The following is a 24,801-nucleotide window of genomic DNA, read 5'->3' as shown; positions in this document are numbered from 1 at the left end:
GACTTCCCCTATCGAGTAAGCAGAGTGGGTTTTGGACCATTTAACCACTCTGAATTTGCAAAATTCGGAGCCTGCCAGCCGCAGGTTCCATTAAATTCAAGTGGTTATACGCGCCGACGTTTGGACGGACGAACACCATTATGCGGGATCGGTGTGACATCACGGATCGAGGTGATCGTGAAGCCAACTGCCTGAAGTGCGCGCAAAGCTGATTCCCGACCAGAGCCAGGGCCTTTCACTTCCACTTCCAAAGTACGAACACCATGGTCCGCCGCTTTCTTGCCGGCATCTTCCGCTGCAACCTGCGCCGCGTATGGCGTCGATTTGCGAGAGCCTTTAAAGCCCATCATGCCAGCAGAGGACCAGCTTATCGCATTACCCTGTGCATCCGTGATTGTGACCATCGTGTTGTTAAACGTGGCATTGACGTGCGCTACGCCTGCCGAAATATTTTTACGCGCGCTCTTTTTTACGCGTTGTGGTTCGCGAGCCATTTGAAATTCCTACCTAATATCCAGAAGAGGCTTGTTCCCGTAAAACTGGAAACAGCTTCTATTTTTTCTTACCGGCAATAGCCTTGGGCTTGCCTTTACGGGTGCGTGCATTGGTATGCGTACGCTGTCCACGAACAGGCAGTCCTTTACGGTGGCGAAGGCCGCGATAGCAGGCCAGGTCCATAAGGCGTTTGATGTTCATCGCGGTTTCACGCCGCAAATCACCTTCAACTATATGATCCGCATCAATTGTTTCGCGAATATGCAAAACTTCCTGATCGGTCAGGTCCTGAACCCGGCGGGCCGGATCAATTTTCAATTTTTCGACAATTTCAGCCGCTTTCGTGCGTCCGATACCGTGAATATAGGTCAACGCGATGATTACGCGCTTGTTAGTTGGGATATTTACCCCGGCAATACGTGCCAATATTTTTCTCCTGCTCCACAGAGTCGGCGAAATTCCGACCCTATCTCATAGCTAAGCTGTTAAAATCACATCCAAAACGCACAAAACCAGCGGACGCCACAGAAGCGTTGCCGGTTGTGTTAGATTTCGAATGAGGGTCGATTAAGCTGAGTCGTCCGCGCTGTCAATAGCGGTTTTCCTTGAACTGCAGGACTACGGGTCACGATAAGGACATTAGATTTTACATTCCATGCCCAGATATTCAAATTTTCCTTAACTACGATAAACTATATTTTCGTCATGTGGGAACCAACCTGGACCAGATTGTGTGGTGCATTTTGCATGCATTTGCTCATTGCATTCGCTGCTTTGGCATGTTTTGCAGCGCCATCTCACGCTGGCCGTTTCGAGGCTGGTAGCTTCACGGCGCATGACACATTTGCAAACCCGAACCCTGTCCGAGTCAATTTTCAGCAAAGTTTTGATACTGTCCCCATTGTGGTCGTTTTGTCCGATGTTAGTGGTAACAACTCCGCTTCGATCAGGATCACTAACATAACAACCACCGGGTTTGACGAGCTCATCCTTGAACCCGACAACTGGGATGGGAGGCATATCGCGCAAAATGTTCACTATATTGCAGTTGAACCTGGTCGCCATGTGCTTCCTGATGGACAGATCGTGGAAGCGAACCGCGCCAACACATCTGCCACACAATTTGGTTCTGGGGTCGCCGGTACAGCAACTTGGTCCAGTATCAGTTTTTCGGCGCCCCTGCCCAATACACCGAGCGTTATCACCCAGATTCAAACCGCAAATAGCGAGACCCAGCCGGTTGCCACGGCTCCATCACGACCGCATATTACTGCCATATCACGCAACCCGACGTTGGCCGGCTTTCAGGTCGCATTGGATCGGAGCCAGGCGAATAGCGGCCCGGTTCCATCCATAGAAACAATCGGATGGATTGCTTTTCCGGGAAATTTGAGCGGGAATTTCCCAGATCTCAGCAGCAATATCATCAACTGGAGCACTACAAATACGGCAAACATTATCAGGGGTTGGGACAATGGCTGTTTTACCAGCGGATTTGGGCAGACCAGCGGGAATCGTATTGTGGTTGCGAAGAAAAGCAGCCGAAACAATGGAGATGGTGGATGGTTACGACGTTGCAGCCTCAACAACTCATTGATCGGCTTGCGTGTTGACGAAGACCGCGATCAGGACAATGAGCGAAGCGTGGCTAACGCAGACGCCGAATCTGCTTCAATAATTGCGTTCTCCCGAGCATTTCATGCATTGCTGGAACCCGCGATGTCGATCACCAAAACCCATGTCAGTTTTACAGACCCTCAGGGTGGAGGTTTCGCCCTGCCCGGTGCAACGATAGAATATCTCATCTCGGTTCAAAATGCGGGCAACGCACCACCCAACTACGACAGCGTCATCATCACTGAGGCGCTTCCGCCGAATCTGGCATTAATCGTCACCGACTTCGCTGGGCCTGGTTCGGGACCATTGCAATATCAAGATGGAACGCCCAGTGCCGGCCTTGCGTTCAGTTTCGGTGGCCTCGGAGATAGCGGCGATTCAGTCGAGTTTTCCTCGGACGGCGTCAATTTTGGATATGCCCCCAGCGATTCCGGAGACGGTACGGATCCAGCTGTAACCCATATCCGCGTTTCTCCGGGAGGCTTTATGGCAGCCGATTCCGGTTTGGGTCCGACTAGTTTTGACATCCGGTTGAAGGGAAAGATCAAATAACGGAACCACGAAGGTTGTTATTGCTCGCACTCGATTCAATGTCCGATCATCAAAATGCCCGGAATCATTCAATCAGATGCATTGCTGAAGATGTGGTAGGGAAACGCTTTGGTCGTCATCGCCCGCGATTGCGCGACAACGACCAATTGTTTGTTGTCATTCGTTTGTGCGACGATCAAACTACGCCGTAAGCCAGCATCGCATCAGCCACTTTCTTGAAGCCGGCGATATTGGCGCCTTTTACATAGTCAACATAGCCATCACCCTGATCGCCATATTCAACACATTTGCCGTGGATGCCTTCCATCAACTCGGTCAGCATTTCACCAAGCCGCTCATGATTCCAGCTGATCCGTTCGGCATTCTGGCTCATCTCGAGACCAGAAACGGCAACACCGCCGGCATTGGCCGCCTTGCCGGGACCATACATGATCTTTGCATCATGGAAGATATGGACGCCTTCAAGCGTGGTCGGCATGTTCGCGCCTTCGGAAACTGCGATGACGCCGTTATCCACCAGCTCTTTGGCTTCCTCTTCATTGAGCTCATTTTGCGTCGCACACGGCAAAGCAAGATCGCAAGGAACGTTCCAGGGGCGTTTGCCCTCGTGAAAGCTGGCACCTGTAAAGTGATCGGCATATTCCGAAATACGGCCACGTTTGTTGTTTTTCAGATCCTTGATCCAGTCGATCTTGTCCTGGTCAATGCCCTCGGGGTCATGAATGAACCCGCCGCTGTCGGACAGGGTCAGAACTTTCCCGCCCTGTTTGGTGATCTGCTCCGCAGCATGGGTTGCCACATTGCCAGATCCAGAGACAACTGCCGTTTTGCCGGCAATAGCGTCTTTTTTATGCTTCAGCATATTCTCCATGAAATAAACAGCACCATAGCCAGTTGCTTCTGGCCGCATTTGCGAGCCGCCATATTCCATGCCTTTACCGGTCAATACCCCTTCCCAGCGATTGGTGATGCGCTTGTACTGGCCAAACATATACCCAATCTCACGGCCACCCACGCCGATGTCTCCGGCGGGCACGTCCGTGTCAGGGCCGATATGTCGATAGAGTTCGGTCATGAACGACTGGCAAAAACGCATAACTTCAGCATCCGACTTGCCTTTGGGATTGAAATTCGCGCCGCCCTTGCCGCCACCCATGGGCAATCCCGTAAGCGAGTTTTTGAACGTTTGTTCGAAGGCCAGGAACTTCAGAACGCTTTCAGTCACACTTGGGTGAAAACGGATGCCGCCTTTATAGGGCCCGATGGCGTTGTTGTTCTGGATTCGGTAGCCACGCTGTACGCGGATATTGTGGTTGTCATCTTCCCAGCATACCCGGAAGGATACAACCCGATCAGGCTCTGCCATTCGCCTTAGTATCTGTGCGCTGTGATAGGCTTCTTTATCTTCGATGAAATCAAATATGTCCATCGCGACTTCCTGAACCGCTTGAACAAATTCAGGTTGACCCGGATTGCGTTTCTTGACGCCCTCCATAAATGTCGAAAAATCTACATGATCGGAAACAGCCATTGTTTCACTCCCCCTTGGTTAGTGACTAGTTCTGCGCCCGATTTACAACCATGACTTCCTCGAATCACGATCGTGTGTTCAGGCATCATAAAACTATAACGTCCAACAGGTAAAGCTTTGTAGTTTCGTGAGTTTCAGCTTTCTCCCTCAGGATCTGCTGCCACTTCTTCAGTACCGTCCTCTGCATCGGTCTCAGCGTCACCTTCTGCGGCTTCTTCATCCGCGAATAACGCAGCCAGTCGGGTCAGCTGCTCGCCAATCACACCATCTACTGCCGGGCCGATCTGATCGATCGGAAACTCCATGTAGCCACCAACTTTATATGTGAACCGGACTGCAGTTTTTTCGCCTTCTGCCTGCAATTGCATGGTCAGCGTTCCGATCACTGCTTCTCCCTGGAGCGGTCCCAGTGCTCCGGACATGCGTAGCATCTTGTTGTTATAGGCGTAGATGACCCGCATGTGCTGAACGCTGCCATCCGCGCTTTTGATGTTATCTTCGTTCGTCGTGCGAATGAGTTCGCAAAAACAGCCCCCTGCTTGCGGAACGAGATAGAAGTTATCAGCATCACCCGACCAGCTGTGGTCCCCGTTCCAGTAGCGCGACGGCGCGATAATGGCTTTCCAGACTTCTTCGCTCGATCCGTTGATCGTCGTCTGGTGACGGACGGTAAACCCGTTTTCTGCTGTATTGGTGACTTCAGCGGCGACCGGAGACGCCACCAGAGTCAACCCCAGAAGCATTGCGGATATTTTCAATTTGATTCCCCCTCGTACCTGAACTCACGGGTCTACCGGAGCGCCAAGGGCAGCGTCAATCTAATCCAGCGCCAGAACCGCTTCGATTGCATCACTTACCGCTTGCATGCTGCCCATGCCGTCAACTTTACTGACCAGTTGCCGTTCTTCATAGATTGGCAAAATGGGAGCCGTCTTGGCACGATATTCCTGCATGCGGGTCCGCACGGTTTCTTCGGTATCATCAGGACGACGTTTGAATTCTTCCGACCCGCACACATCACAGATGCCATCCTTTGCAGGCTGCTTGAACTTGTCGTGATATCCTTCGCCGCATTTGCCGCAGGTAAACCGACCCGTGATGCGCTCAACCAGCGCTTCTTCGTCTACTTCCAGCTCGATAACCCGATCCAGCTTGCGGCCGCGTGCGGCGAGAATTTCATCGAGTGAAACAGCCTGGGCCGCGGTCCGAGGGTATCCATCAAAAATAACGCCCTGATCCGGGCCAAGCTCATCCAGCTTGTCGCCGATAATACCGGAAACAACCTCATCGGGAACCAGCTCACCGGCTTCCATAAGTGATTTCGCTTTCAACCCGACTGGCGTCTCTGCCTTGACCGCGGCTCGCAACATATCGCCGGTGGAGAGCTGAAGCATCCCATGTTCGTCTTCCAGACGACTGGCTTGTGTACCTTTGCCCGCGCCTGGTGGTCCCAACAAGATGATGTCCATGGCTTTGCCCCCTGTAGTGAATTTATCTGGCTAAGGTCTAGCGCTTGCGGCGTCCACCCTTGAGCTTCGCTTTTTTCAGCAGATCGCCATATTGCAGCGCCAGCAAATGACTCTGAATCTGGGTCACTGTATCAACCGTCACATTCACGACGATCAGCAAACTGGTACCACCGAGGAAGAACAGCGGTAAATTGGTCTGTGCCATGACATATTCCGGAAGCACACAGACGAAAGCCAGATAGGCAGCACCGACAACCGTGATGCGTGTCAGCACATAGTCAAGATAATCGGACGTATTTTTACCGGGACGAATGCCGGGCACAAAACCGCCGTTTTTCTTGAGATTGTCTGCAGTTTCCTCAGGATTGAAAACAACCGCTGTGTAGAAGAAACAGAAGAACACGATGCCCGCACCGTACAGTGTCATGTAAAGCACAGACCCGTGCTGAAGATACTGATTGAGGGCAATGACGAAATCACCCCACGCGGATTCGCCTGCAGTTGTATTTCCTGCAAACTGACTGACCGTTAGCGGCATCAGCAACAGCGAGGATGCGAAGATCGGCGGGATCACACCAGCGGTGTTGACCTTGAGCGGCAAGTGGCTGCGATCAGCCTGCATTACACCGTTTTGCGTCGCGCGTTTGGGATATTGTATCAGCACGCGTCTTTGGGCACGTTCCATGAAGCTGATGAACAGGACCAGACCAACAACCATGGCGATGAGGCCGAGGATCAGGATGGCGCCGTAAGAACCGGTCCGGCTGCCTTCGAGCAGGTTGCCGACAAAGCGCGGCATTTGCGCGACAATACCGGCCATAATGATCAGCGAGATACCGTTTCCGATGCCGCGACTTGTAATCTGTTCACCCAGCCACATTAGGAACAGCGTACCGCCCACCAGACTGATAACCGCACCGACGCGGAACATCGCACCGGGATTGACCACCGCCTGCAGCCCTGACTGGGATGCAAAGCTTTCCAGTCCAACAGCAATAAAATAACCCTGAACAGCGGTCAGACCTACTGTGCCGTAGCGCGTATATTGGTTGAGTTTCTTGCGGCCTGCCTCGCCTTCTTTCTTGATCGCAGCAAGCTGCGGCGACAGAGCGGCCGCGAGCTGCACGACGATAGACGCCGTAATATAGGGCATTACACCAAGCGCGATCAGGCTCATCCGCTCCAGTGAACCACCGGAAAATGTGTTGAAGATATCGAGAACACCGCCGCGCGTCTGATCATAGAGATCTGCAAGGACAACAGGATCGACACCAGGCAAGGGAACAAAGCTGAGAAGACGGAAGATAATCAGCGCGCCCAGCGTGAACCAGATACGCTTGCGCAATTCGGTTGCTTCCCCGAATTTCGCCAGGCTCAAATTTGCTGCGACCTGATCGGCTTTTGATGCCATGCTAGTTATTCCTTGCCCACTGTTCGTGAGGAACACGTCCCCATATCAATGCATCGAACCCATATCGGATGTTGTCGGACCAAAAACAAGGCTCTTGGACGTCAACCTGCCGCAACGGGCCGAAAAAAGAACGGCTCCATTCAGTCTAAACGCCTGAAGGAGCCGGGTTACAGCCTGATCAGGCTTTCTTTTTGGCCCGATTGGCCGCTTTTTTCTCTTTGGCCGGCTTGGAAGCAGTGGCTTTCTTTTCGCCTTTTGCCCGATATTCAGTTCCACCGGCGAGAATTTCTACCTTGCCGCCAGCTTTTTCAACTGCAGCGATGGCGGCTTTGGAAGCGCCAGCAACAGCAATCGTGATCTTTGCCTTGAGTTCACCCTTCGCGAGCAGACGTATTCCGTCCTTGCCGCCACGGGTCAAGCCACAAGCATCCAGCGCTTCGCGGTCCAGTGTGCCCTTGTTGGCAAGCCGTTTCGCGTCGATATATTTCTGGATCATGCCGATATTGACTTCAGCATAGTCCTTGCCAAACGGGTTGTTGAACCCGCGCTTTGGAAGACGCATGTGAAGGGGCATCTGGCCGCCTTCAAATCCGTTGATGGAAACACCGGAACGGGATTTCTGGCCCTTTTGGCCACGTCCGCCGGTTTTGCCTTTGCCGGAACCAATGCCGCGGCCGATACGGGTACGCAATTTGCGCGCGCCGTCATTATCTTTGATTTCGTTCAGTTTCATATTATGTACTCGCTTTCGCTTTGTTCGCACGGATGTTGGTGAAGTTAGTCTTCAACAACCTCCACCAGATGATGCACTTTATTGATCATGCCGCGTACTTCGGGCGTGTCTTCAAGTTCGGAAACCCGATGCATTTTGTTAAGGCCCAGACCGATCAGCGTCTTGCGCTGCTCTGCCGGACGTCGAATAGGTGAACCCACCTGCTTGACTTTGACTTTTGCCATATCAATTACTCCGTTACAGCCGCAGCATCAGCCTGGGCTTCAGCTTCGGATGCGCCGCCACGACCCAGCAAATCAGCAATTTTCTTGCCGCGACGCTGAGACACAGCTTTCGGGCTGCTTTGGTCACCGAGCGCCACAAACGTCGCCCGGATCATGTTGTAAGGGTTGGATGTGCCGTTTGACTTGGTCACAACGTCGGAAACGCCAAGACTTTCAAATACTGCACGCATTGGACCACCAGCAATAATACCGGTCCCTGGAGGCGCCGAACGTACGGTCACGTTACCCGCACCGAACTGGCCTTTGCCATCATGGTGCAACGTACGACCTTCACGCAAAGGAATGCGAACCATTTTCTTTTTCGCAGCAGCTGTCGCCTTGGTAATGGCTTCAGGAACTTCGCGCGCCTTGCCTTTACCGAAACCGGCACGACCTTTGCCGTCGCCAACCACAACCAGAGCAGCAAAACCAAAGCGCTTGCCGCCTTTGACAGTTTTGGAAACACGGTTGATGTGGACCAGCTTTTCAATCAGCTCTTCGCCGCCATCATTGTCACGTCCGCCGCGACCACCGCGGCCACGACCGCGTCCGCCATCACGGCCTCCGCGATTGCCACCGCCACGGTTTCCACCGCGACCTTGACGTTCATTTGGTTTCTTGTCCGCAGCAGGAGCAGCCTCGGTGGTTGCCGGAGCCGCAGGTGCCGCTTCCGCTGGAGCGGCTGCCGGAGCTTCTGCGCCCTCTGCTGGTTTGTTTTCATCAGCCATATTAAAACTCCAATCCGCTTTCACGTGCCGCGTCGCCAAGAGCCTTTACGCGTCCGTGATACAGAAATCCGCCACGGTCAAAAATTACTTCAGTTACGCCAGCTTTCTTCGCAGCTTCCGCCACGCGTTTGCCAACATCTGCCGCTGCTGCGCTGTCCGCACCAGTTTTGACCTTTGAGGCTTTATCGATTGTTGATGCCGAAGCCACAGTCTTGCCCTCTGCGTCATCGATAATCTGTGCATACATATGCCGACTTGTACGATGAACGGACAAACGAGGCTTGGAGAGCCCGCGCTTCCGCAACTTGCTGCGAACGCGTTGCTGGCGCCGTTTGAATTGAGAAATATTCGCCATGGCTTATTTCTTCTTCCCTTCTTTGCGGAAAACATATTCCCCGCGATATTTGATACCCTTGCCCTTATAAGGCTCTGGTTTGCGCCAGCGCCGGATTTCTGCGGCAACCTGACCAACTTGCTGTTTGTCAATTCCGGTAATCTCGACTGTTGTCTGATCCGGAGTCTTGATTGTAATACCTTCTGGAATATCGAAATTCACATCATGGCTGAATCCCAGCTGCAGGTTCAGGACTTTGCCTTTGACTGCGGCACGATAACCAACACCAGTGATTTCAAGAACCTTGGAATATCCCTCAGTCACACCGTCGACGAGATTTTGAACCAGTGTCCGCTGCATGCCCCAATAGGCACGTGCGCGAGTCGTCTTGTTCGCTGGTGTTACCAGCAAACCGCCATCACTCAGTTCATAGGACAAGTCATCAACCATCGGGGTCGAAAGTTCGCCCTTTGGTCCTTTGACCTTTACCAGACCATCATCCAGGGTGGCGGTGACGCCATCAGGAATGCTTACTGCTTTTTTTCCGATACGGGACATGATTAGAATACCTCGGCCAGTACTTCGCCGCCAACATTCTCGTTGCGCGCTTCCGCGTCAGAAAGAACGCCTTTTGGCGTGGATACGATGGTGATGCCCAGGCCGTTGCGTACTGTCGGCAGATCGCTGGATCCGCTGTAGATACGACGACCAGGCTTTGAAACGCGGGCCACGTGGCGGATTGCCGGCTCGCCTTCAAAATATTTCAGTTCGATACGAAGACCCGGGTGCTTGTTCACCTCTTCTTCGCTGTAACCACGAATATAACCTTCGCGGGTCAGAACTTCGAGAACAGCACCACGCAGTTTGGAAGCGGGTGAAACCACGCTGTCCTTCCGCGCTTGCTGTCCGTTACGGATGCGGGTGAGCATGTCACCCAAGGGATCGGTAAAAGCCATCTTGTTTTCCCTTTACCAGCTTGATTTCGTTACGCCGGGGATCAGGCCTTTATTGGCCATGTCACGCAGCTCGATGCGACAGAGACGGAACTTGCGATAATAACCGCGAGGACGTCCTGTGGTTTCACAACGGTTCCGCACGCGAGTGGGATTTCCGTTGCGAGGAATTTCTGCCATTTTCAGGCGCGCCATCAACCGCTCTGTCTCGTCAAGAGACTGATCGTTGGCCATCGCCTTCAACTTCGCATAACGGCCGGCATATTTCTTCACCAGCTTCTTGCGTCGTTCGTTTTTATTAATGGAACTCAGTTTCGCCATGACTTAAGTTCTCTTCCTTTCTTGCGTGTTCCCAACAGCGGGAACGATAAAATTACCAAACAGCTCTTATGCTGCCGCTTTCTCTTCTTCTTCCTGCGGGAACGGGAAGCCGAACAATTTCAGAAGCTCACGGGCTTCGTCATCGGTCCGGGCATTCGTCGTCACGATAATGTCCATGCCGCGCACCACATCGATGTCGTCATAGGCAATCTCAGGAAAAATGATCTGCTCTTTCAAGCCCATGGCAAAGTTGCCACGTCCATCGAAGCTTTTTGGATTCAAACCGCGAAAGTCACGGATACGCGGCATGGCCACGGTTACCAGACGATCGAGAAATTCATACATGCGCTCACGCCGCAAAGTGACTTTACAGCCAATTGGCATGCCTTCACGCAGCTTAAACGTCGCGATCGACGTTTTCGCCTTGGTAATCACCGGCTTCTGACCAGCGATCAATTCCATTTCAGCAGCAGCAGTCGCGACTTTCTTTTTGTCCTGACTACCTTCACCAACACCCATATTGATCGTGATTTTGGTGATCTTCGGAACTTCCATGGGATTGGAATAGTTGAACTTTTCCTGCAGCGCCTTGACGACTTCCTCGTCATATTTCTTGCGCATGCGGGCTACATATTTGTCAGCCATCGACTTTCTCCCCGGATTTAACAGCCACGCGCTGCATTTTTCCGTCTTTAGATTTCTCGAAGCGCACACGGGTTGGCTTGCCATCCTTCGGATCGGCGAGAGCCACCTTGCTGATGTGCATCGGTGCTTCACTACGTTCCAAGCCGCCCTGCGGGTTGGCCTGGGTGGGCTTGCGGTGACGGATCGCGACATTCACGCCAGCAACCAGAACCTTGCTGTCCTTGGGCATGACTTTGGTCACTTCACCGGATTTGCCCTTGTCCTTGCCGGACAGAACAACAACCGTGTCACCCTTTTTGATTTTCGCATTGGCCATGATTAGATTACCTCCGGCGCAAGGCTGATGATTTTCATGTGCTTCTTGGCGCGCAACTCACGAACCACAGGGCCAAAGATACGTGTACCAATAGGCTCTTTCGCATTGTTGACCAATACCGCAGCGTTGCTGTCAAAACGAATGACAGAACCGTCTTTCCGGCGGATGTCTTTTTTCGTGCGAACGATCACAGCACGATGAACATCGCCCTTTTTGACCTTGCCGCGCGGAGCTGCCTCCTTGATCGACACAACAATAATATCGCCAACGCCGGCAAAGCGACGCTTGGAGCCGCCCAGTACCTTAATGCACTGCACGCGCTTGGCGCCGCTATTGTCTGCGACCTCCAGGTTCGATTGCATCTGGATCATGGATCCAATTCCTTCTTCATTCCGCTCCGTTCAAACCCGATTGGTTTTTCGGAGCACAGTTAAACTTCGTTAGCTTCAGCTTTCAGCTTTGACTTCGCCTTCGTCTTCGGCCGTAATTTCAGCAACCTTTGGTGTCGCAGGAGCCGCAGCAGCGCCAACCCGTTCCAGCACTTTCCAGGTCTTCAACTTGGAAATCGGTTTCGTTTCCTCGATGCGGACGGTTTCACCCGTGCTCATCTCATTATTTTCATCATGCGCATGATATTTTTTCGTGCGACGCATGATTTTTCCGTAGAGCGGGTGTTTCACTTTACGCTCGACGTTCACGACAATTGTCTTGTCGCCCTTGTCTGACACCACAGTGCCGGTGAGAATTCGTTTTGGCATATCGGTTCCTTACGCCTTTTCAGCAGTGGCGGCTTTCGCACGCTCGGTCTGCAATGTTTTAATCTTCGCAATCGTCCGGCGAACTTCGCGCATCCGGCTCGGCTTTTCGAGCTGGTTGGTTGCTGCCTGAAAACGCAGGTTAAACGCTTCTTTTTTAAGATCCCCCAGATCAGCCTGGAGCTGATCATCGGTCTTGACGCGCAAATCTTCTGTTTTAGCCATTGTCCCTTATCCTTCCAGATGTGACGTGTCGCCGAGGCGCGCCACAACTTTTGTCTTGATGGGAAGCTTCATTGCCGCACGCTCGAAAGCAACCGCTGCAATTGGTCCGGGAACACCGTCCAGTTCAAACATGATCCGGCCTGGTTTCACACGAGCAGCCCAATATTCTACAGACCCCTTACCTTTACCCTGGCGGACTTCGGCAGGTTTCTTCGATACCGGCACGTCAGGAAAAACACGGATCCACAAACGTCCCTGACGTTTGATGTGGCGCGTAATCGCCCGGCGAGCAGCCTCGATCTGACGCGCGGTGATCCGATCGGGTTCCATGGCTTTCAGGCCATAGGATCCGAAGTTCAGAGTCGTTCCACCAGGAGCCTTGCCCTTGATCCGGCCCTTGTGGGCTTTTCGGAACTTTGTTTTCTTTGGTTGCAGCATGATGCTCTACCTATTCCCTAAATCTAGCAGTTTAGCGCGACGGACGGACGCCGGAAGTTTGTGCTTCCACCATCAGCCGGTCCTGAGCCATCGGATCGTGACCCAATATCTCGCCTTTGAAAATCCAGACCTTGATACCGATAATACCGTAAGCGGTCAGCGCTTCATGCTCGGCATAGTCGATATTGGCGCGCAGCGTATGGAGCGGCACGCGGCCTTCACGGTACCATTCAACACGAGCAATTTCTGCTCCGCCGAGACGGCCACCACAAACAATCTTAATTCCTTCAGCACCCAAACGCAGTGCAGATTGCACAGCGCGTTTCATGGCGCGGCGGAAAGCAACACGACGGATCAATTGATCGCCAATGCCCTGTGCCACTAGTTGAGCGTCTACTTCCGGCTTGCGGATTTCGACGATGTTCAACGATACATCACTGGACGACATGTCACTCAGCTTGCGGCGCAGCTTTTCAATGTCTGCACCTTTCTTGCCGATGATCACGCCAGGACGAGCTGCATAAATCGAAACGCGGCAAGTTTTGGCGGGGCGCTCAATAACAACCTTGGAAATTGCCGCCTGAGGCACAGTTTCCAGGATGTATTTCCGCATCTTGATGTCTTCCATCAAGAGATCGCCATAGTTGGAACCTTCCGCATACCAGCGACTATCCCATGTCCGATTGATCTGCAGGCGAAGCCCGATAGGATTACTTTTTTGACCCATGGTTTACGCCTCTTCTTCTTCGTGTTCGCGAACAACGATGCGAACGCGGCTAAACGGTTTCAAAATCTTGGCAGAACGACCACGTGCGCGCGCTTTCCAGCGTTTCATCGTGATGCCCTTGCCAACACTTGCTTCGTGAACGATCAGCGCGTCGACATCCAGATTATGGTTGTTTTCTGCGTTTGCGATTGCCGAAGCCAGAACCTTGCTCACATCTTTTGCCATGCTCTTCTTGGAGAAGGACAGGATGTTCAAAGCGTCTTCCGCTTTCTTGCCGCGGATCAGTTGTGCAACCAGGTTCAGCTTTTGAGCAGATCCACGGATGGAATTGCCAACAGCCAAAGCTTCATTGTCGCCAACGCGGCGGGGTGATGATGCCTTACCCATTATTTCTTGCCTTTTTTGTCAGCGCCATGGCCGTAATAGTTACGCGTAGGAGCGAACTCGCCAAGCTTGTGACCGACCATGTCTTCATTCACGGAAACCGGGATGAACTTCATGCCGTTGTAAACGTTGAACGTCAGGCCGACAAAATCAGGAAGAACAGTTGAACGACGCGACCATGTCTTGATCGGGGAGTGATTGTTCGCTTCCTGTGCTTCCTGCGCTTTTTTCAGCAGGTGGAGGTCAACAAACGGACCTTTTTTGATGGAACGAGCCATGCTTACCTCTTCTTCTTGGCGTGACGCGACCGGATGATCATCTTGTCGGTCGTTTTATTCTTACGGGTTCGAGCGCCCTTGGTCGGCTTACCCCATGGTGTCACAGGGTGACGACCACCGGAGGTCCGACCTTCACCACCACCATGCGGGTGATCGACAGGGTTTTTCGCAACACCGCGTGTGAGAGGACGACGGCCCTTCCAGCGTGTGCGGCCAGCTTTACCGAAGTTCTGGTTGCTGTTGTCCGGGTTTGAAACCGCACCAACAGTGCCCATGCAATCGCTGCGGATGTAGCGCTGCTCACCCGAGTTCAGGCGAACGATTACCATGCCGCGGTCACGACCAACAATCTGCACATATGTACCAGCAGAACGTGCAATCTGACCGCCCTTGCCCGGCTTCATTTCCACATTGTGGATAATGGTACCAATTGGCATTTGTGACAATTTCATCGCGTTGCCAGGCTTCACGTCAACTTTTTCCCCAGCGATGACAGTGTCACCAACTGCCAGGCGTTGCGGCGCCAGAATGTAGCTCAGTTCGCCATCATCATATTTGATCAAAGCGATAAAAGCAGTCCGGTTGGGATCATATTCAATCCGCTCGACTGTCGCAGACACATCGAATTTGCGCCGCTTGAAATCGACCAAACGATATTTTTGCTTGTGACCACCAGCGATACCGCGGGAAGTGACGTGACCCTTGTTGTTACGACCACCCGTCTTGCGTTTGCCCACGACAAGTTTCTTGACGGGCTTGCCTTTCCAGAGGCCGCTCTTGTCGACCAGGATAAGACCACGCCGCGCGGGACTTGTCGGTTTATAGGATTTTAATGCCATTGCCCTTAAACTCCCGTGGTGATGTCGATCGTTTGGCCTTCAGCCAACGTGACAACAGCCTTTTTGATATCATTGCGTGTGTAGGGACGACCCTTCCACTTCTTGGTCTTGCCCTTTTGCACCATCGTGTTGACGTTTTTGACTTTGACATCAAACAACGCCTCGATTGCAGCTTTGATCTGAGGCTTGGTCGCAGTGTTTGCAACCTTGAAAACCACAGCATTATTCTCGCTGAGCAAAGTAGATTTCTCTGTAATGTGCGGGCCGACAATTACGTCATAGTGACGAATGTCCACGGCTTCTTTTTTAGCCATTGAAGCGTGCCTCCAGCTTTTCAACCGCAGCGCGTGTCAGCACCAGGGTCTCGTGGTTGAGAATGTCATAAACATTGGCACCAGCAGCCGACATCACGTTGACGCGGGGAATATTGTTCGACGCCTTGGAAAAAGCATCATTCACAGCATCGCCGTCCATGACCAGCGCCGAGTTACCAAATCCGAGCTTTGTGATATTGGCCAGAAGAGCCTGTGTCTTGGCTTCTTTCAGTTCAATATTTTCAAGCACGATCAGATTGTCGTTCTTCGCCTTGTCGCTCAGCGCCATTTTCAGACCCAGCGCGCGAACTTTCTTGTTCAGCGAAGGATTGAAATCGCGCTTGCGTGGACCGTGGGCTTTACCACCACCAACAAAAATCGGAGCCCGGCGCGAACCATGACGAGCGGTACCACCACCCTTCTGATTGCCGAACTTCTTGCCGGTACGGTTGACATCGCCGCGTTCACGAACAGCACGAGCCGTCCCGCGCGCTTTTTCACGCTGCCAGTTGACGACACGGTGCAATATGTCTGCACGCGCTTCTACGCCGAACACGTCATCATTCAATTCGATGTCGCCTTTGGCTTTCGCGTCGAGGGTTTTGACTTTGAGTTTCATCGATTAACCCTCCTTCTCGTCAGAGTCTTTGGTATCATCGGCCTTTGCTTCTGCTGGCTTTTCCGCAGGAGACTCAGCCGGCGTTGCCGCTGCCGCCGCTGCGATTTCAGCATCGCTTGGACCTACAGGACGTTCAATCGCAGCATCCGCCTCGATCATTCCTGCCGGAGCATCTTCTGTCGCTGTCTCGTCAGCGTTACGGCGGAGAGCTCCAGGAAAAGGCACGCCTTCAGGCGCAGGCGTTTTCATTGCGTCTTTTACAAGAAGCCAGCCACCCTTTGAGCCGGGGACGCTGCCGCGGACAAAAATCAAGCCGCGAGCAGCATCCGTGCGCACGACTTCGAGATTTTGCTGGGTACGATTACGCGCGCCCATGTGGCCCGCCATTTTCTTGCCCTTGAATACTTTGCCAGGATCCTGGTTCTGACCGGTAGAGCCATGCGCACGGTGAGAGATTGAAACACCATGTGTGGCACGCATACCACCGAAGCCCCAGCGCTTCATCGCACCGGCAAAGCCTTTACCCTGGGTCACGCCCTGGATATCGACCATCTGGCCAGCAATGAAGTGATCAGCAGTCACGGTCGCGCCGATTGGCAGCAAACCCTCTTCGCTTTCAACACGGAATTCGGCAACACGTGCCTTGGGCTCAACTTCCGCCTTGGCAAAAGCTTCCCGTTGCGGCTTGTTTACATTTTTCGCTTTACGGGCACCTGCACCAAGCTGAACAGCAAAATAGCCGTCACGTTCCTGATTGCGGGCTCCAACAACCTGACATTCTTCCAGAGAGAGAACGGTTACCGGCACATGCCGACCGTCTTCCTGAAACAAGCGGGTCATCCCCATTTTTTTCGCGATCACGCCAGTACGCACGATCATTTCTCCTTACAGAGGCCCACGTGCGGAATTGCCAGCGGGCGTGCCTAAAAATACTCAGCCCAAATTTTGAATATCGCCCCGTCCGGGCTAAACCGTTTGCCTGATCCGGAGATCAACCAAACTAGACGGGGGACACATGACCCAGCATCTGCTGGCGGTTTCCCATGTCATCGCTTCTTGAAAAGAAACGCCTTTAACTCACTTACGCGAGTTTAATCTCTACATTCACACCGGCTGCCAGATCGAGCTTCATCAAAGCATCAACGGTTTGCGGTGTAGGCTGAACGATATCGAGCAACCTTTTATATGTCCGAACTTCGAACTGCTCGCGTGACTTTTTGTCAACGTGCGGTCCGCGGTTTACGGTGAACTTCTCTTTGTGCGTCGGCAATGGAATAGGTCCACGGATCAGCGCGCCAGTGCGACGTGCCGTATCAGCGATATCGCCGGTTGCCTGATCCAGTACCCGATGATCGAATGCCTTGAGGCGAATGCGAATATTCTGCGTTTCCATAAACCTTATACCGATGCGAAAGAGCCAAAAATAAACCGCCCCGATTTTCCTCGTAAAGAAGCCGGAGCGGCGAAAAACTGGCCGCCCGAATCAGTGACCCGGGCGGCGATGCAGTCCTATATTACTTTGTTACGGTGCTGACAACCCCAGAACCGACGGTGCGACCACCTTCGCGAATAGCGAAGCGAAGGCCAGCATCCATTGCGATTGGAGCAATCAGTTTGACACCGATTGTCACGTTGTCACCTGGCATAACCATTTCCGTGCCGTCTGGCAGGATAACTTCGCCGGTAACGTCCGTTGTACGGAAGTAGAACTGTGGACGATAGTTTGCGAAGAATGGTGTGTGACGACCACCTTCATCTTTCGACAACACGTAAACTTCTGCGTTGAACTCTGTGTGTGGTGTGATCGAACCAGGCTTACAAAGAACCTGACCACGCTCAACTTCTTCACGAGCAACACCGCGGATCAGCGCACCAATGTTATCGCCAGCCTGACCGGAGTCGAGCAGCTTGCGGAACATTTCAACGCCGGTAACAGTTGTTTTCGAAGTATCTTTGATACCAACGATTTCAACTTCGTCACCAACATTCACAACGCCGGTTTCAACACGACCGGTAACAACAGTACCACGGCCGGAAATTGAGAACACGTCCTCGATTGGCATCAGGAAGTCTTGATCAACAGGACGTTCTGGCTGCGGGATGTGCTCATCAACGGCTGCCATCAGTTCCATGATCTTTTCTTTGCCGATATTGTCGTCGCGGCCTTCGAGGGCAGCCAGAGCAGAACCGGAAACGATGGGAATATTGTCGCCATCGAAGTCATAGGAAGAGAGCAATTCGCGGATTTCCATTTCGACGAGCTCAAGAAGCTCTTCGTCATCAACCTGATCAACCTTGTTCATGAAAACAACCAGAGCGGGAACACCAACCTGACGGGCAAGCAGAATGTGCTCGCGAGTCTGTGGCATTGGGCCGTCAGCTGCGTTCACAACCAAAATAGCGCCATCCATTTGAGCAGCACCGGTGATCATGTTCTTCACATAGTCGGCGTGACCCGGGCAATCGACGTGCGCATAGTGACGTGCGTCGGTTTCATATTCAACGTGAGCCGTTGAAATGGTGATGCCGCGCTCACGCTCTTCAGGAGCCTTGTCGATATTCGCGAAGTCCACGGCTTCACCACCAGATGATTCAGCCAAAACTTTCGTAATCGCTGCGGTCAATGTGGTTTTACCGTGGTCAACGTGACCGATGGTGCCGATGTTGCAATGCGGCTTATTGCGTTCAAACTTTGCTTTTGCCATTTTATATTACCTCTAATTTCTATCGTATTGATAGTCTGTGCCGCGCTTTGGCGAGACTATCCAAATCTGTCAACACCCTTTTAACCTCTGGGCTTTTTTCTTGAGCCAGAACCAAAAGGTAAGCGCGGTTACTCGTAAAAAGAGCAGCGGCGGTTAAGCCATCTTCTCCTTCAATTCTTCTGCAACGTTCCGCGGCACTTCTTCATAGTGAGAGAATTGCATCGAATATTGCGCACGGCCCTGAGTAAACGAACGCAGTTCGTTCACATAGCCGAACATGTTTGCCAGCGGCACCATTGCGTCCACTGCCTGAGCGATACCACGTGTATCCGTGCCCTGGATCTGACCTCGGCGAGAGTTGAGATCGCCGATAACGTCACCAAGATAGTCTTCCGGTGTAATCACTTCGACTTTCATGATCGGCTCGAGCAACTTGATACCCGACTTCTGTGCAGCTTCTCGCATTGCAGCACGGGCCGCAATTTCAAAAGCCAGCGCCGAAGAATCGACATCATGATAGGCGCCATCATAGACACGAATGTGAAAATCGATGATCGGGAAGCCGATAAGCGAACCGGTTTCCGCCGTTTCGCGCATGCCTTTTTCCACTGACGGGATATATTCTTTTGGAATATTACCGCCCTTGATTTCATCTTCAAACGTGATCCCAGCACCGCGTTCACCTGGCGTCACTTCGAACTTGATCCGTGCAAACTGACCCGAACCACCCGATTGTTTCTTATGAGTGTAATCCGTGTCCACTGGCTTGCCGAGTGATTCACGATAAGCCACCTGCGGTGCACCAACATTGGCTTCCACTTTAAATTCCCGCTTCATGCGGTCGACCAGAATGTCGAGGTGAAGTTCGCCCATTCCTTTAATGATTGTCTGACCGGATTCGTGATCAGTGGTCACGCGGAAGCTTGGATCTTCAGCAGCCAGTCGGTTCAGAGCTACACCCATTTTTTCCTGGTCAGCCTTGGTCTTGGGTTCAACAGACAGCTCGATAACCGGATCCGGAAATTCCATGCGCTCAAGAATGATCGGATGCTCGGCAGCACAGAGCGTGTCACCGGTGGTGGTTGTTTTCATACCGGCCAGAGCAACAATATCGCCTGCAAATGCTTCTTCAATATCCTTGCGGTCATTGGAGTGCATCTCGAGGATACGCCCGACTTTTTCCTTCTTGTCCTTGACCGAGTTCAGCAGCGTGCCTTTTTCCAGCTTGCCGGAATAGATGCGGCAGAAGGTCAACGTGCCCACGAACGGATCGTTCATGACCTTGAACGCCAGCGCCGCAAAAGGCTCGTCATCGCTGGAAGGACGTGTATCTTCGGTTTCGCCGTCCATCGCCACGCCTTTGATCGCTTCAACATCGAGCGGGCTAGGCATGTAATCCACAACCGCGTCGAGCAATGGCTGAACGCCTTTGTTTTTGAATGCAGAACCACAAAGCACGGGAACGAAGCTCTGATTCAACGTACCTTTGCGGATAAGCGCTTTCAGTGTCGCTGCGTCAGGCTCGTTGCCTTCCAGATACTGCTCCATCACGTCATCGTCTTGCTCCACAGCAAGCTCAATGAGCTTCTCGCGATATTCAGCAGCTTCATCAGCCATGTCTTCAGGAATTTCGCCATAGGAATATTCAGCGCCAAGATCTTCGTTCTTCCAAGTGATCGACCGCTGGTTCACGAGGTCAACCAGACCCACCAGGCTCGCTTCGATACCGATTGGCAGATACAGAACAGCAGGTGTCGCGCCGAGACGCTCTACGATCGAATCCACACAGAATTTGAAGTTTGCACCGGTCCGATCGAGCTTATTGATGAAGCACATCCGCGGCACTTTATATTTGTCAGCCTGACGCCATACGGTTTCGGATTGCGGCTCAACACCGGCAACACCGTCAAAACAGGCAACCGCGCCATCGAGCACACGTAGCGAACGCTCAACTTCAATAGTGAAGTCAACATGGCCGGGAGTATCAATGATGTTGATGCGGTGCTCTGGACCTTCGCGGTCGTCGGCATTCCAGAAACAGGTGGTCGCAGCAGAGGTAATGGTAATACCACGCTCTTGCTCTTGCTCCATCCAGTCCATCGTCGCCGCGCCATCATGCACTTCGCCGATTTTATAGGATTTACCCGTATAATACAGGATACGTTCCGTGGTGGTCGTTTTACCGGCATCAATATGGGCCATAATGCCGATGTTGCGATATCGTTCGAGCGGATGGCTGCGGGCCATAGTCTTTACTCCAAAAATCGGGGAACCAAATTCTGGCTGCCCTATAGTGAAATGGGCCGGTGAATGCCAGCCCTGTTCGGTTTCAATAATTACTATTTGATCGGTGCCGGATCAAATCGCCCGGCACCGTTCAAAAATACTACCAGCGATAATGTGCAAAAGCCCGGTTGGCTTCGGCCATCTTATGCGCATCTTCACGCTTCTTCACCGCGTTGCCGCGATTGTTGGAAGCATCGAGAATTTCACCCGACAGACGTGCTGCCATGGTGGTTTCACTGCGCGAACGCGCGGCTGAAATCATCCAGCGGATCGCCAGAGCCTGCGCACGTTCGGGACGCACTTCGACAGGAACCTGATAGGTCGCACCACCAACACGGCGGCTCCGCACTTCGATGCCTGGCTTGATATTGTTCAATGCATCATGAAACAATTGCATCGGATCTTTTTTCGCCTTGGCCTCGACGCTGTCCAGCGCACCATAGACGATTTTCTCTGCAACAGACTTTTTGCCATCCAGCATCAAGTTGTTCATGAATTTTGAAAGGACCTGATCCTTGAATTTTGGATCAGGAAGGATAACCCGTTTCTCGGGACGACGACGACGTGCCATGTTCTATAAACTCCAGTTCTGATCTTATTTAGGACGCTTGGCGCCATATTTGGAACGGCTCTGCTTACGGTCTTTGACACCCTGGGTATCAAGAACGCCGCGCAGCACATGGTAACGCACACCGGGAAGGTCACGAACACGGCCGCCGCGAATAAGAACAACACTATGCTCCTGAAGGTTGTGACCTTCACCTGGAATATAGCTGATGACCTCACGCTGGTTGGTCAGGCGAACCTTGGCAACCTTGCGCAGAGCGGAGTTTGGTTTCTTTGGAGTCGTGGTATAAACCCGGGTACAAACGCCGCGTTTCTGCGGGTTGGCTTCCATTGCTGGAACTTTGGATTTCACCTTCTGAGGCACCCGCCCTTTACGGACGAGCTGATTAATCGTTGGCATAAAGTCTTCACCTTATAAGTTGATAAGCCTGCCAAAATGACAGTGGTTACTCTCGCGGCCCAAATGACCGTAAGTGTTTTGCCTATGTAAGTTTTCTGCGGCGTTGGGCGCTGTTTGTCAGAAGCCCATCGCTGCGGAAGTGCGGCCCTTAGCGGGGATTCGGGGTTTCGTCAACAGGTTGACCGCATACCAGACAATATATTCGTGATAGCTATCAAACTTGGAAAGGAGCGCCCGCTTTATCCCGAAAGCGGACACTAGGAATTAATTAGTCTTCAGCATCGTTAGCACTACGATTTGATCCAAATTTTCGAAAAATTATCCATGAGACAAGGAGGCAGGGATAAAGAACTCAAAGCCAGAATAGGAAAAACTCGGCGTTGAGATTGTCGCCGTCAAAAGCATTACTCCAATGGAGTATTCCAAAGCCAGAAAACCCGAAAGCGAAAAAAGCAGCGGGAACAAGTATTCCCCATGCCATCATTGAAAACGCGATCGTTGAGATCGTTATAAGTTTTCTAGTGTCGTTCATCTCCCGCCTCCATTGTTACCGACCTTATCCCCGACTAACGCTGCTGACGCAATATTTGTACCGTCGGCTACATCCCGAAAGCGGACATTAGCTTTGCAAAAAGAGAAGCTCGGCCTTTTCGACAATCTGGTCTCTCCAAGCAAGTTTGTGAAGCCATTCTGCCGGAATTGATTTTGCTCCGTATATCGCACCAGCCAACTGACCGGTGATCGCAGCAGTGGTATCAGCATCGTCACCGAGATTAGCAGCCAGCAATATACTTTCTCTGAAATCGGAGGACTCGTTTACACACCAAAATGCAGCTTCAAGTGAATGCATTACATAACCCGACGATGCGATTTCATATCGCTCCTTATCAACCCAGTTACCGTTCAGGATAGACTTTAGTTTACCAGAGAAATTGTAACTGAATCTAGTGTTTCGAATTGGGTCGGCCGAACCTTTGATGGCTTCTGACAGAACTTCAGCGAAGGCAATGCAAGCTTGCACCGCTTCCGCCGCGCCATGTGTTGTTTGGCTTTGGCGTGCCGCAACGTCCACGAGATGTGCATTGTTTCGCCAATGCCTTACAGCAACAGGGGCCAATCGCATCAGGCTCCCATTCCCAGCGGTGCGAGGGTCTGTAGAGCCTGACACCGGATCTCCGCTGCTTTTCCAATCGGCAAGAGCCCTTCGGGTTGTAATTCCTATGTCAAAACAGCTTCCGGTGCAGCTGTACGCCCCCTCATCCATCCAACTGACAAAACGCTGCATCAAATCAGATTCATCAAGTTGGGAGTCGTGGGCAAGGCTGTCAGCCAGTGCCAGCGACATAGCAGTATCATCGGTCCATTGCCCTGGCATTAGGTCGAACGGGCCACCCCCAACCATATCTGTAAGTTGTTGATAGCTGTCGCGCCTTTGAAACTCCAATGTTGTGCCGACCGCGTCACCTGTTGCCAGGCCAAGCATGGCACCCAGCGCCCTGTCGCGTGATTCGATTTCTTTGCCTTGCATCTTCGGATACTCAGCTGAAAAAGCTGGAAATGCAATGCCCGCTTTTGCACCCAAAGCGGACACTAGCTTAAATTGGACTAATGTGCATTAAACCCGATTCCTCGATCACCAACCGCACACCTATTGCCCGCAACACATGCGGCATACCAACGAAGTTACGCCCTAACGCCCTCTGCCCAACCAAACCAGCAGCAACGCAATCACCGCTGGCACGGTTTGCACCAATGCGATACGCGGCGATACGGTGGTGGCGCCGAATATTCCGGCGATTGCCACGAACAGCAAAAAGCATGTTGCAACGCGGCGTTGCCATTCACGGTCCTTGATAAACAACGACCAGATCAAGCCGACAGCGAGGAAGCTGTTGTAAAGCCCCTGATTGGCTGCCATCGCCGTGGTTGGTTCAAATAATTCCGCAGGAAAGGAACTGAAAACCGCCGGACCTCTGGTGGTCCACGCAAACATCTCAAACCAGGCGATATACAGATGTAGCGCGGCAATGAGCCCGATGACTATCGATGCCAGTATTTTCATTGTGCCTCTCCCCAATCCTGAAACACTATAAAGTGCGGGCCGGTAAGCACAAGCAATCAGCCGCTAGCCACCAAAGCCACCCAGATAGCCACAAAGAAACACCCGCCGCCCATCATCACGAAACTGTGCCAGATCGAATATCGAAAAGGCTGCGCCTTGCGGGCATAGAAAATCGTGCCCAACGAATAGAACACACCGCCTGCCAGCATCGCCCATAAAGATAGCGGCGGCAGATGATCCATCATCTCGGGCACGCCGATAATGCCCATCCATCCCAGACCAAGATAGGATGCCAGCGACCATCGCGAATCCAGGTTTTTGCCGAATATCTTGTAGAGTATCGCGGGGATGGCCAGCACCCAGCAAGCCGCAAGCACAAAGAGGCTAAACTCGGTATTTGCGAGGATGAAAAGCGGCGTAAATGTCCCCGCGATGGTGAGATAGATGGCCGCATGGTCGATCCGGCGCAGCACCAGCCGTCGGTCGTGAAAAGGCGACAAATGATAAAACATGGAAATGACATGCGAGAATGTCACGCAGGCAACATATATGCCTACCGCTCCGGCTATCGCGGCGCCATTTGTCAGGCTGGATCGCGCCGCCGCCTGAAAGATCAAGGCGGCACTGGCCAGCAATATGAAAATCAGCCCAATGCCATGGACAATCATATCGGCGCGGCGTTCTAGTTCAATCGGGCTGGGATACATGGGTGTAAAATCTCTGGCTTGGCGCACGGGAGGCGGGATGTGGGTGACAGCATATTAAATGCGATTAGTCACGCATTAACCGGCAATCGTATAACGGCCTGCCGGGTTTTCCTGCTTTCCTCGGACA

At 52.5% G+C, this 24,801-nt stretch carries 35 protein-coding genes; 1 reads left to right on the top strand and 34 read right to left on the bottom strand.

What is annotated here, in order from left to right:
• Positions 1–104: 104 nt before the first annotated feature.
• Positions 105–494 (bottom strand): 30S ribosomal protein S11, encoded by a 390-nt coding sequence (gene rpsK / locus ABJI30_RS03775; RefSeq protein ID WP_066745015.1) that lies wholly within the window; start codon positions 492–494, stop codon positions 105–107.
• 58 nt (positions 495–552) lie between these two features.
• Complete coding sequence (rpsM, locus tag ABJI30_RS03770; protein ID WP_348015568.1) at positions 553–921, bottom strand: 30S ribosomal protein S13; 369 nt, start codon at positions 919–921, stop codon at positions 553–555.
• 321 nt (positions 922–1,242) lie between these two features.
• On the opposite strand from rpsM, the gene ABJI30_RS03765 reads away from it, so the two are divergent.
• A complete protein-coding gene (locus ABJI30_RS03765; RefSeq protein WP_348015567.1) occupies positions 1,243–2,664 on the top strand; it encodes an H-type lectin domain-containing protein in 1,422 nt (473 codons plus the stop codon).
• 175 nt (positions 2,665–2,839) lie between these two features.
• Here ABJI30_RS03765 and gdhA read toward each other — a convergent pair whose 3' ends face one another.
• From gdhA to ABJI30_RS03605, 32 genes are all read right to left on the bottom strand, one after another.
• Entirely contained in the window at positions 2,840–4,195 is a 1,356-nt protein-coding gene (gene gdhA / locus ABJI30_RS03760; RefSeq protein WP_348015566.1) for an NADP-specific glutamate dehydrogenase, read from the bottom strand.
• Between the two features lie 134 nt (positions 4,196–4,329).
• Positions 4,330–4,953 (bottom strand): SRPBCC family protein, encoded by a 624-nt coding sequence (locus ABJI30_RS03755; RefSeq protein ID WP_348015565.1) that lies wholly within the window; start codon positions 4,951–4,953, stop codon positions 4,330–4,332.
• A gap of 60 nt (positions 4,954–5,013) precedes the next feature.
• Positions 5,014–5,664, bottom strand: coding sequence for an adenylate kinase (locus ABJI30_RS03750; protein WP_348015564.1), 651 nt, complete (start codon positions 5,662–5,664; stop codon positions 5,014–5,016).
• Positions 5,665–5,701: 37 nt separating this feature from the next.
• A complete protein-coding gene (gene secY / locus ABJI30_RS03745) occupies positions 5,702–7,075 on the bottom strand; it encodes a preprotein translocase subunit SecY (protein WP_348015563.1) in 1,374 nt (457 codons plus the stop codon).
• A gap of 178 nt (positions 7,076–7,253) precedes the next feature.
• Entirely contained in the window at positions 7,254–7,808 is a 555-nt protein-coding gene (gene rplO, locus ABJI30_RS03740; protein ID WP_348015562.1) for a 50S ribosomal protein L15, read from the bottom strand.
• Between the two features lie 44 nt (positions 7,809–7,852).
• Complete coding sequence (gene rpmD / locus ABJI30_RS03735) at positions 7,853–8,032, bottom strand: 50S ribosomal protein L30 (protein ID WP_348015561.1); 180 nt, start codon at positions 8,030–8,032, stop codon at positions 7,853–7,855.
• A 5-nt stretch (positions 8,033–8,037) separates the two neighbouring features.
• The gene (gene rpsE / locus ABJI30_RS03730; RefSeq protein WP_348015560.1) at positions 8,038–8,799 is read right to left on the bottom strand and encodes a 30S ribosomal protein S5; all 762 of its coding nucleotides are present in this window, start codon (positions 8,797–8,799) and stop codon (positions 8,038–8,040) included.
• Between the two features lies 1 nt (position 8,800).
• Positions 8,801–9,154 (bottom strand): 50S ribosomal protein L18, encoded by a 354-nt coding sequence (gene rplR / locus ABJI30_RS03725; protein WP_348015559.1) that lies wholly within the window; start codon positions 9,152–9,154, stop codon positions 8,801–8,803.
• A gap of 3 nt (positions 9,155–9,157) precedes the next feature.
• The gene (gene rplF, locus ABJI30_RS03720) at positions 9,158–9,691 is read right to left on the bottom strand and encodes a 50S ribosomal protein L6 (RefSeq protein WP_348015558.1); all 534 of its coding nucleotides are present in this window, start codon (positions 9,689–9,691) and stop codon (positions 9,158–9,160) included.
• A gap of 2 nt (positions 9,692–9,693) precedes the next feature.
• Complete coding sequence (gene rpsH, locus ABJI30_RS03715; protein WP_348015557.1) at positions 9,694–10,089, bottom strand: 30S ribosomal protein S8; 396 nt, start codon at positions 10,087–10,089, stop codon at positions 9,694–9,696.
• A 12-nt stretch (positions 10,090–10,101) separates the two neighbouring features.
• The gene (gene rpsN / locus ABJI30_RS03710) at positions 10,102–10,407 is read right to left on the bottom strand and encodes a 30S ribosomal protein S14 (protein WP_108810506.1); all 306 of its coding nucleotides are present in this window, start codon (positions 10,405–10,407) and stop codon (positions 10,102–10,104) included.
• Between the two features lie 66 nt (positions 10,408–10,473).
• The gene (gene rplE, locus ABJI30_RS03705) at positions 10,474–11,052 is read right to left on the bottom strand and encodes a 50S ribosomal protein L5 (protein ID WP_348015556.1); all 579 of its coding nucleotides are present in this window, start codon (positions 11,050–11,052) and stop codon (positions 10,474–10,476) included.
• Positions 11,045–11,368: a 50S ribosomal protein L24 gene (gene rplX, locus ABJI30_RS03700; protein WP_348015555.1), complete on the bottom strand. Its 324-nt coding sequence runs from the start codon at positions 11,366–11,368 to the stop codon at positions 11,045–11,047. Before rplX ends, rplE begins: the two co-directional genes overlap by 8 nt.
• Before the next feature lie 2 nt (positions 11,369–11,370).
• Complete coding sequence (rplN, locus tag ABJI30_RS03695) at positions 11,371–11,739, bottom strand: 50S ribosomal protein L14 (RefSeq protein ID WP_348015554.1); 369 nt, start codon at positions 11,737–11,739, stop codon at positions 11,371–11,373.
• A gap of 75 nt (positions 11,740–11,814) precedes the next feature.
• Positions 11,815–12,126: a 30S ribosomal protein S17 gene (rpsQ, locus tag ABJI30_RS03690; protein ID WP_348015553.1), complete on the bottom strand. Its 312-nt coding sequence runs from the start codon at positions 12,124–12,126 to the stop codon at positions 11,815–11,817.
• A 9-nt stretch (positions 12,127–12,135) separates the two neighbouring features.
• The gene (gene rpmC, locus ABJI30_RS03685) at positions 12,136–12,348 is read right to left on the bottom strand and encodes a 50S ribosomal protein L29 (RefSeq protein ID WP_348015552.1); all 213 of its coding nucleotides are present in this window, start codon (positions 12,346–12,348) and stop codon (positions 12,136–12,138) included.
• 6 nt (positions 12,349–12,354) lie between these two features.
• The gene (rplP, locus tag ABJI30_RS03680; protein ID WP_348015551.1) at positions 12,355–12,786 is read right to left on the bottom strand and encodes a 50S ribosomal protein L16; all 432 of its coding nucleotides are present in this window, start codon (positions 12,784–12,786) and stop codon (positions 12,355–12,357) included.
• A 31-nt stretch (positions 12,787–12,817) separates the two neighbouring features.
• Complete coding sequence (gene rpsC / locus ABJI30_RS03675; RefSeq protein WP_348015550.1) at positions 12,818–13,513, bottom strand: 30S ribosomal protein S3; 696 nt, start codon at positions 13,511–13,513, stop codon at positions 12,818–12,820.
• Between the two features lie 3 nt (positions 13,514–13,516).
• Positions 13,517–13,900 (bottom strand): 50S ribosomal protein L22, encoded by a 384-nt coding sequence (rplV, locus tag ABJI30_RS03670; protein ID WP_348015549.1) that lies wholly within the window; start codon positions 13,898–13,900, stop codon positions 13,517–13,519.
• Positions 13,900–14,175 (bottom strand): 30S ribosomal protein S19, encoded by a 276-nt coding sequence (gene rpsS / locus ABJI30_RS03665; protein WP_348015548.1) that lies wholly within the window; start codon positions 14,173–14,175, stop codon positions 13,900–13,902. The genes rplV and rpsS overlap by 1 nt, the downstream gene beginning before the upstream one ends.
• 2 nt (positions 14,176–14,177) lie before the next feature.
• Positions 14,178–15,014 carry a 50S ribosomal protein L2 gene (rplB, locus tag ABJI30_RS03660; protein ID WP_348015547.1) on the bottom strand — a complete coding sequence of 279 codons (837 nt, stop codon included), beginning with the start codon at positions 15,012–15,014 and terminating at the stop codon, positions 14,178–14,180.
• Positions 15,015–15,019: 5 nt separating this feature from the next.
• A complete protein-coding gene (locus ABJI30_RS03655) occupies positions 15,020–15,328 on the bottom strand; it encodes a 50S ribosomal protein L23 (RefSeq protein WP_348015546.1) in 309 nt (102 codons plus the stop codon).
• On the bottom strand, positions 15,321–15,947 hold the full coding sequence (gene rplD, locus ABJI30_RS03650) for a 50S ribosomal protein L4 (protein ID WP_348015545.1): 627 nt from the start codon (positions 15,945–15,947) through the stop codon (positions 15,321–15,323). The genes ABJI30_RS03655 and rplD overlap by 8 nt, the downstream gene beginning before the upstream one ends.
• Positions 15,948–15,950: 3 nt before the next feature.
• The gene (rplC, locus tag ABJI30_RS03645) at positions 15,951–16,820 is read right to left on the bottom strand and encodes a 50S ribosomal protein L3 (RefSeq protein ID WP_348015646.1); all 870 of its coding nucleotides are present in this window, start codon (positions 16,818–16,820) and stop codon (positions 15,951–15,953) included.
• A 208-nt stretch (positions 16,821–17,028) separates the two neighbouring features.
• A complete protein-coding gene (gene rpsJ, locus ABJI30_RS03640; RefSeq protein ID WP_074204526.1) occupies positions 17,029–17,340 on the bottom strand; it encodes a 30S ribosomal protein S10 in 312 nt (103 codons plus the stop codon).
• Between the two features lie 121 nt (positions 17,341–17,461).
• Positions 17,462–18,652: an elongation factor Tu gene (gene tuf / locus ABJI30_RS03635; RefSeq protein WP_348015544.1), complete on the bottom strand. Its 1,191-nt coding sequence runs from the start codon at positions 18,650–18,652 to the stop codon at positions 17,462–17,464.
• Positions 18,653–18,805: 153 nt separating this feature from the next.
• Positions 18,806–20,899, bottom strand: coding sequence for an elongation factor G (fusA, locus tag ABJI30_RS03630; RefSeq protein ID WP_348015543.1), 2,094 nt, complete (start codon positions 20,897–20,899; stop codon positions 18,806–18,808).
• 139 nt (positions 20,900–21,038) lie between these two features.
• On the bottom strand, positions 21,039–21,509 hold the full coding sequence (gene rpsG, locus ABJI30_RS03625) for a 30S ribosomal protein S7 (protein WP_348015542.1): 471 nt from the start codon (positions 21,507–21,509) through the stop codon (positions 21,039–21,041).
• 24 nt (positions 21,510–21,533) lie between these two features.
• The gene (gene rpsL, locus ABJI30_RS03620; RefSeq protein WP_066744956.1) at positions 21,534–21,905 is read right to left on the bottom strand and encodes a 30S ribosomal protein S12; all 372 of its coding nucleotides are present in this window, start codon (positions 21,903–21,905) and stop codon (positions 21,534–21,536) included.
• A 619-nt stretch (positions 21,906–22,524) separates the two neighbouring features.
• On the bottom strand, positions 22,525–23,487 hold the full coding sequence (locus ABJI30_RS03615) for an ADP-ribosylglycohydrolase family protein (protein WP_348015541.1): 963 nt from the start codon (positions 23,485–23,487) through the stop codon (positions 22,525–22,527).
• Positions 23,488–23,595: 108 nt separating this feature from the next.
• The gene (locus ABJI30_RS03610; RefSeq protein ID WP_348015540.1) at positions 23,596–23,967 is read right to left on the bottom strand and encodes a DUF1304 domain-containing protein; all 372 of its coding nucleotides are present in this window, start codon (positions 23,965–23,967) and stop codon (positions 23,596–23,598) included.
• A 56-nt stretch (positions 23,968–24,023) separates the two neighbouring features.
• Positions 24,024–24,674: a hemolysin III family protein gene (locus ABJI30_RS03605; protein WP_348025372.1), complete on the bottom strand. Its 651-nt coding sequence runs from the start codon at positions 24,672–24,674 to the stop codon at positions 24,024–24,026.
• Between the last annotated feature and the right edge of the window lie 127 nt (positions 24,675–24,801).

Origin of the sequence: Parasphingorhabdus sp. (assembly GCF_039968395.1) — a bacterium.
Classification (GTDB): Bacteria; Pseudomonadota; Alphaproteobacteria; order Sphingomonadales; family Sphingomonadaceae; genus Parasphingorhabdus.
The sequence above is the reverse complement of the archived record's forward strand: the minus strand, read 5'-3'. Positions and strand labels throughout refer to the sequence as shown.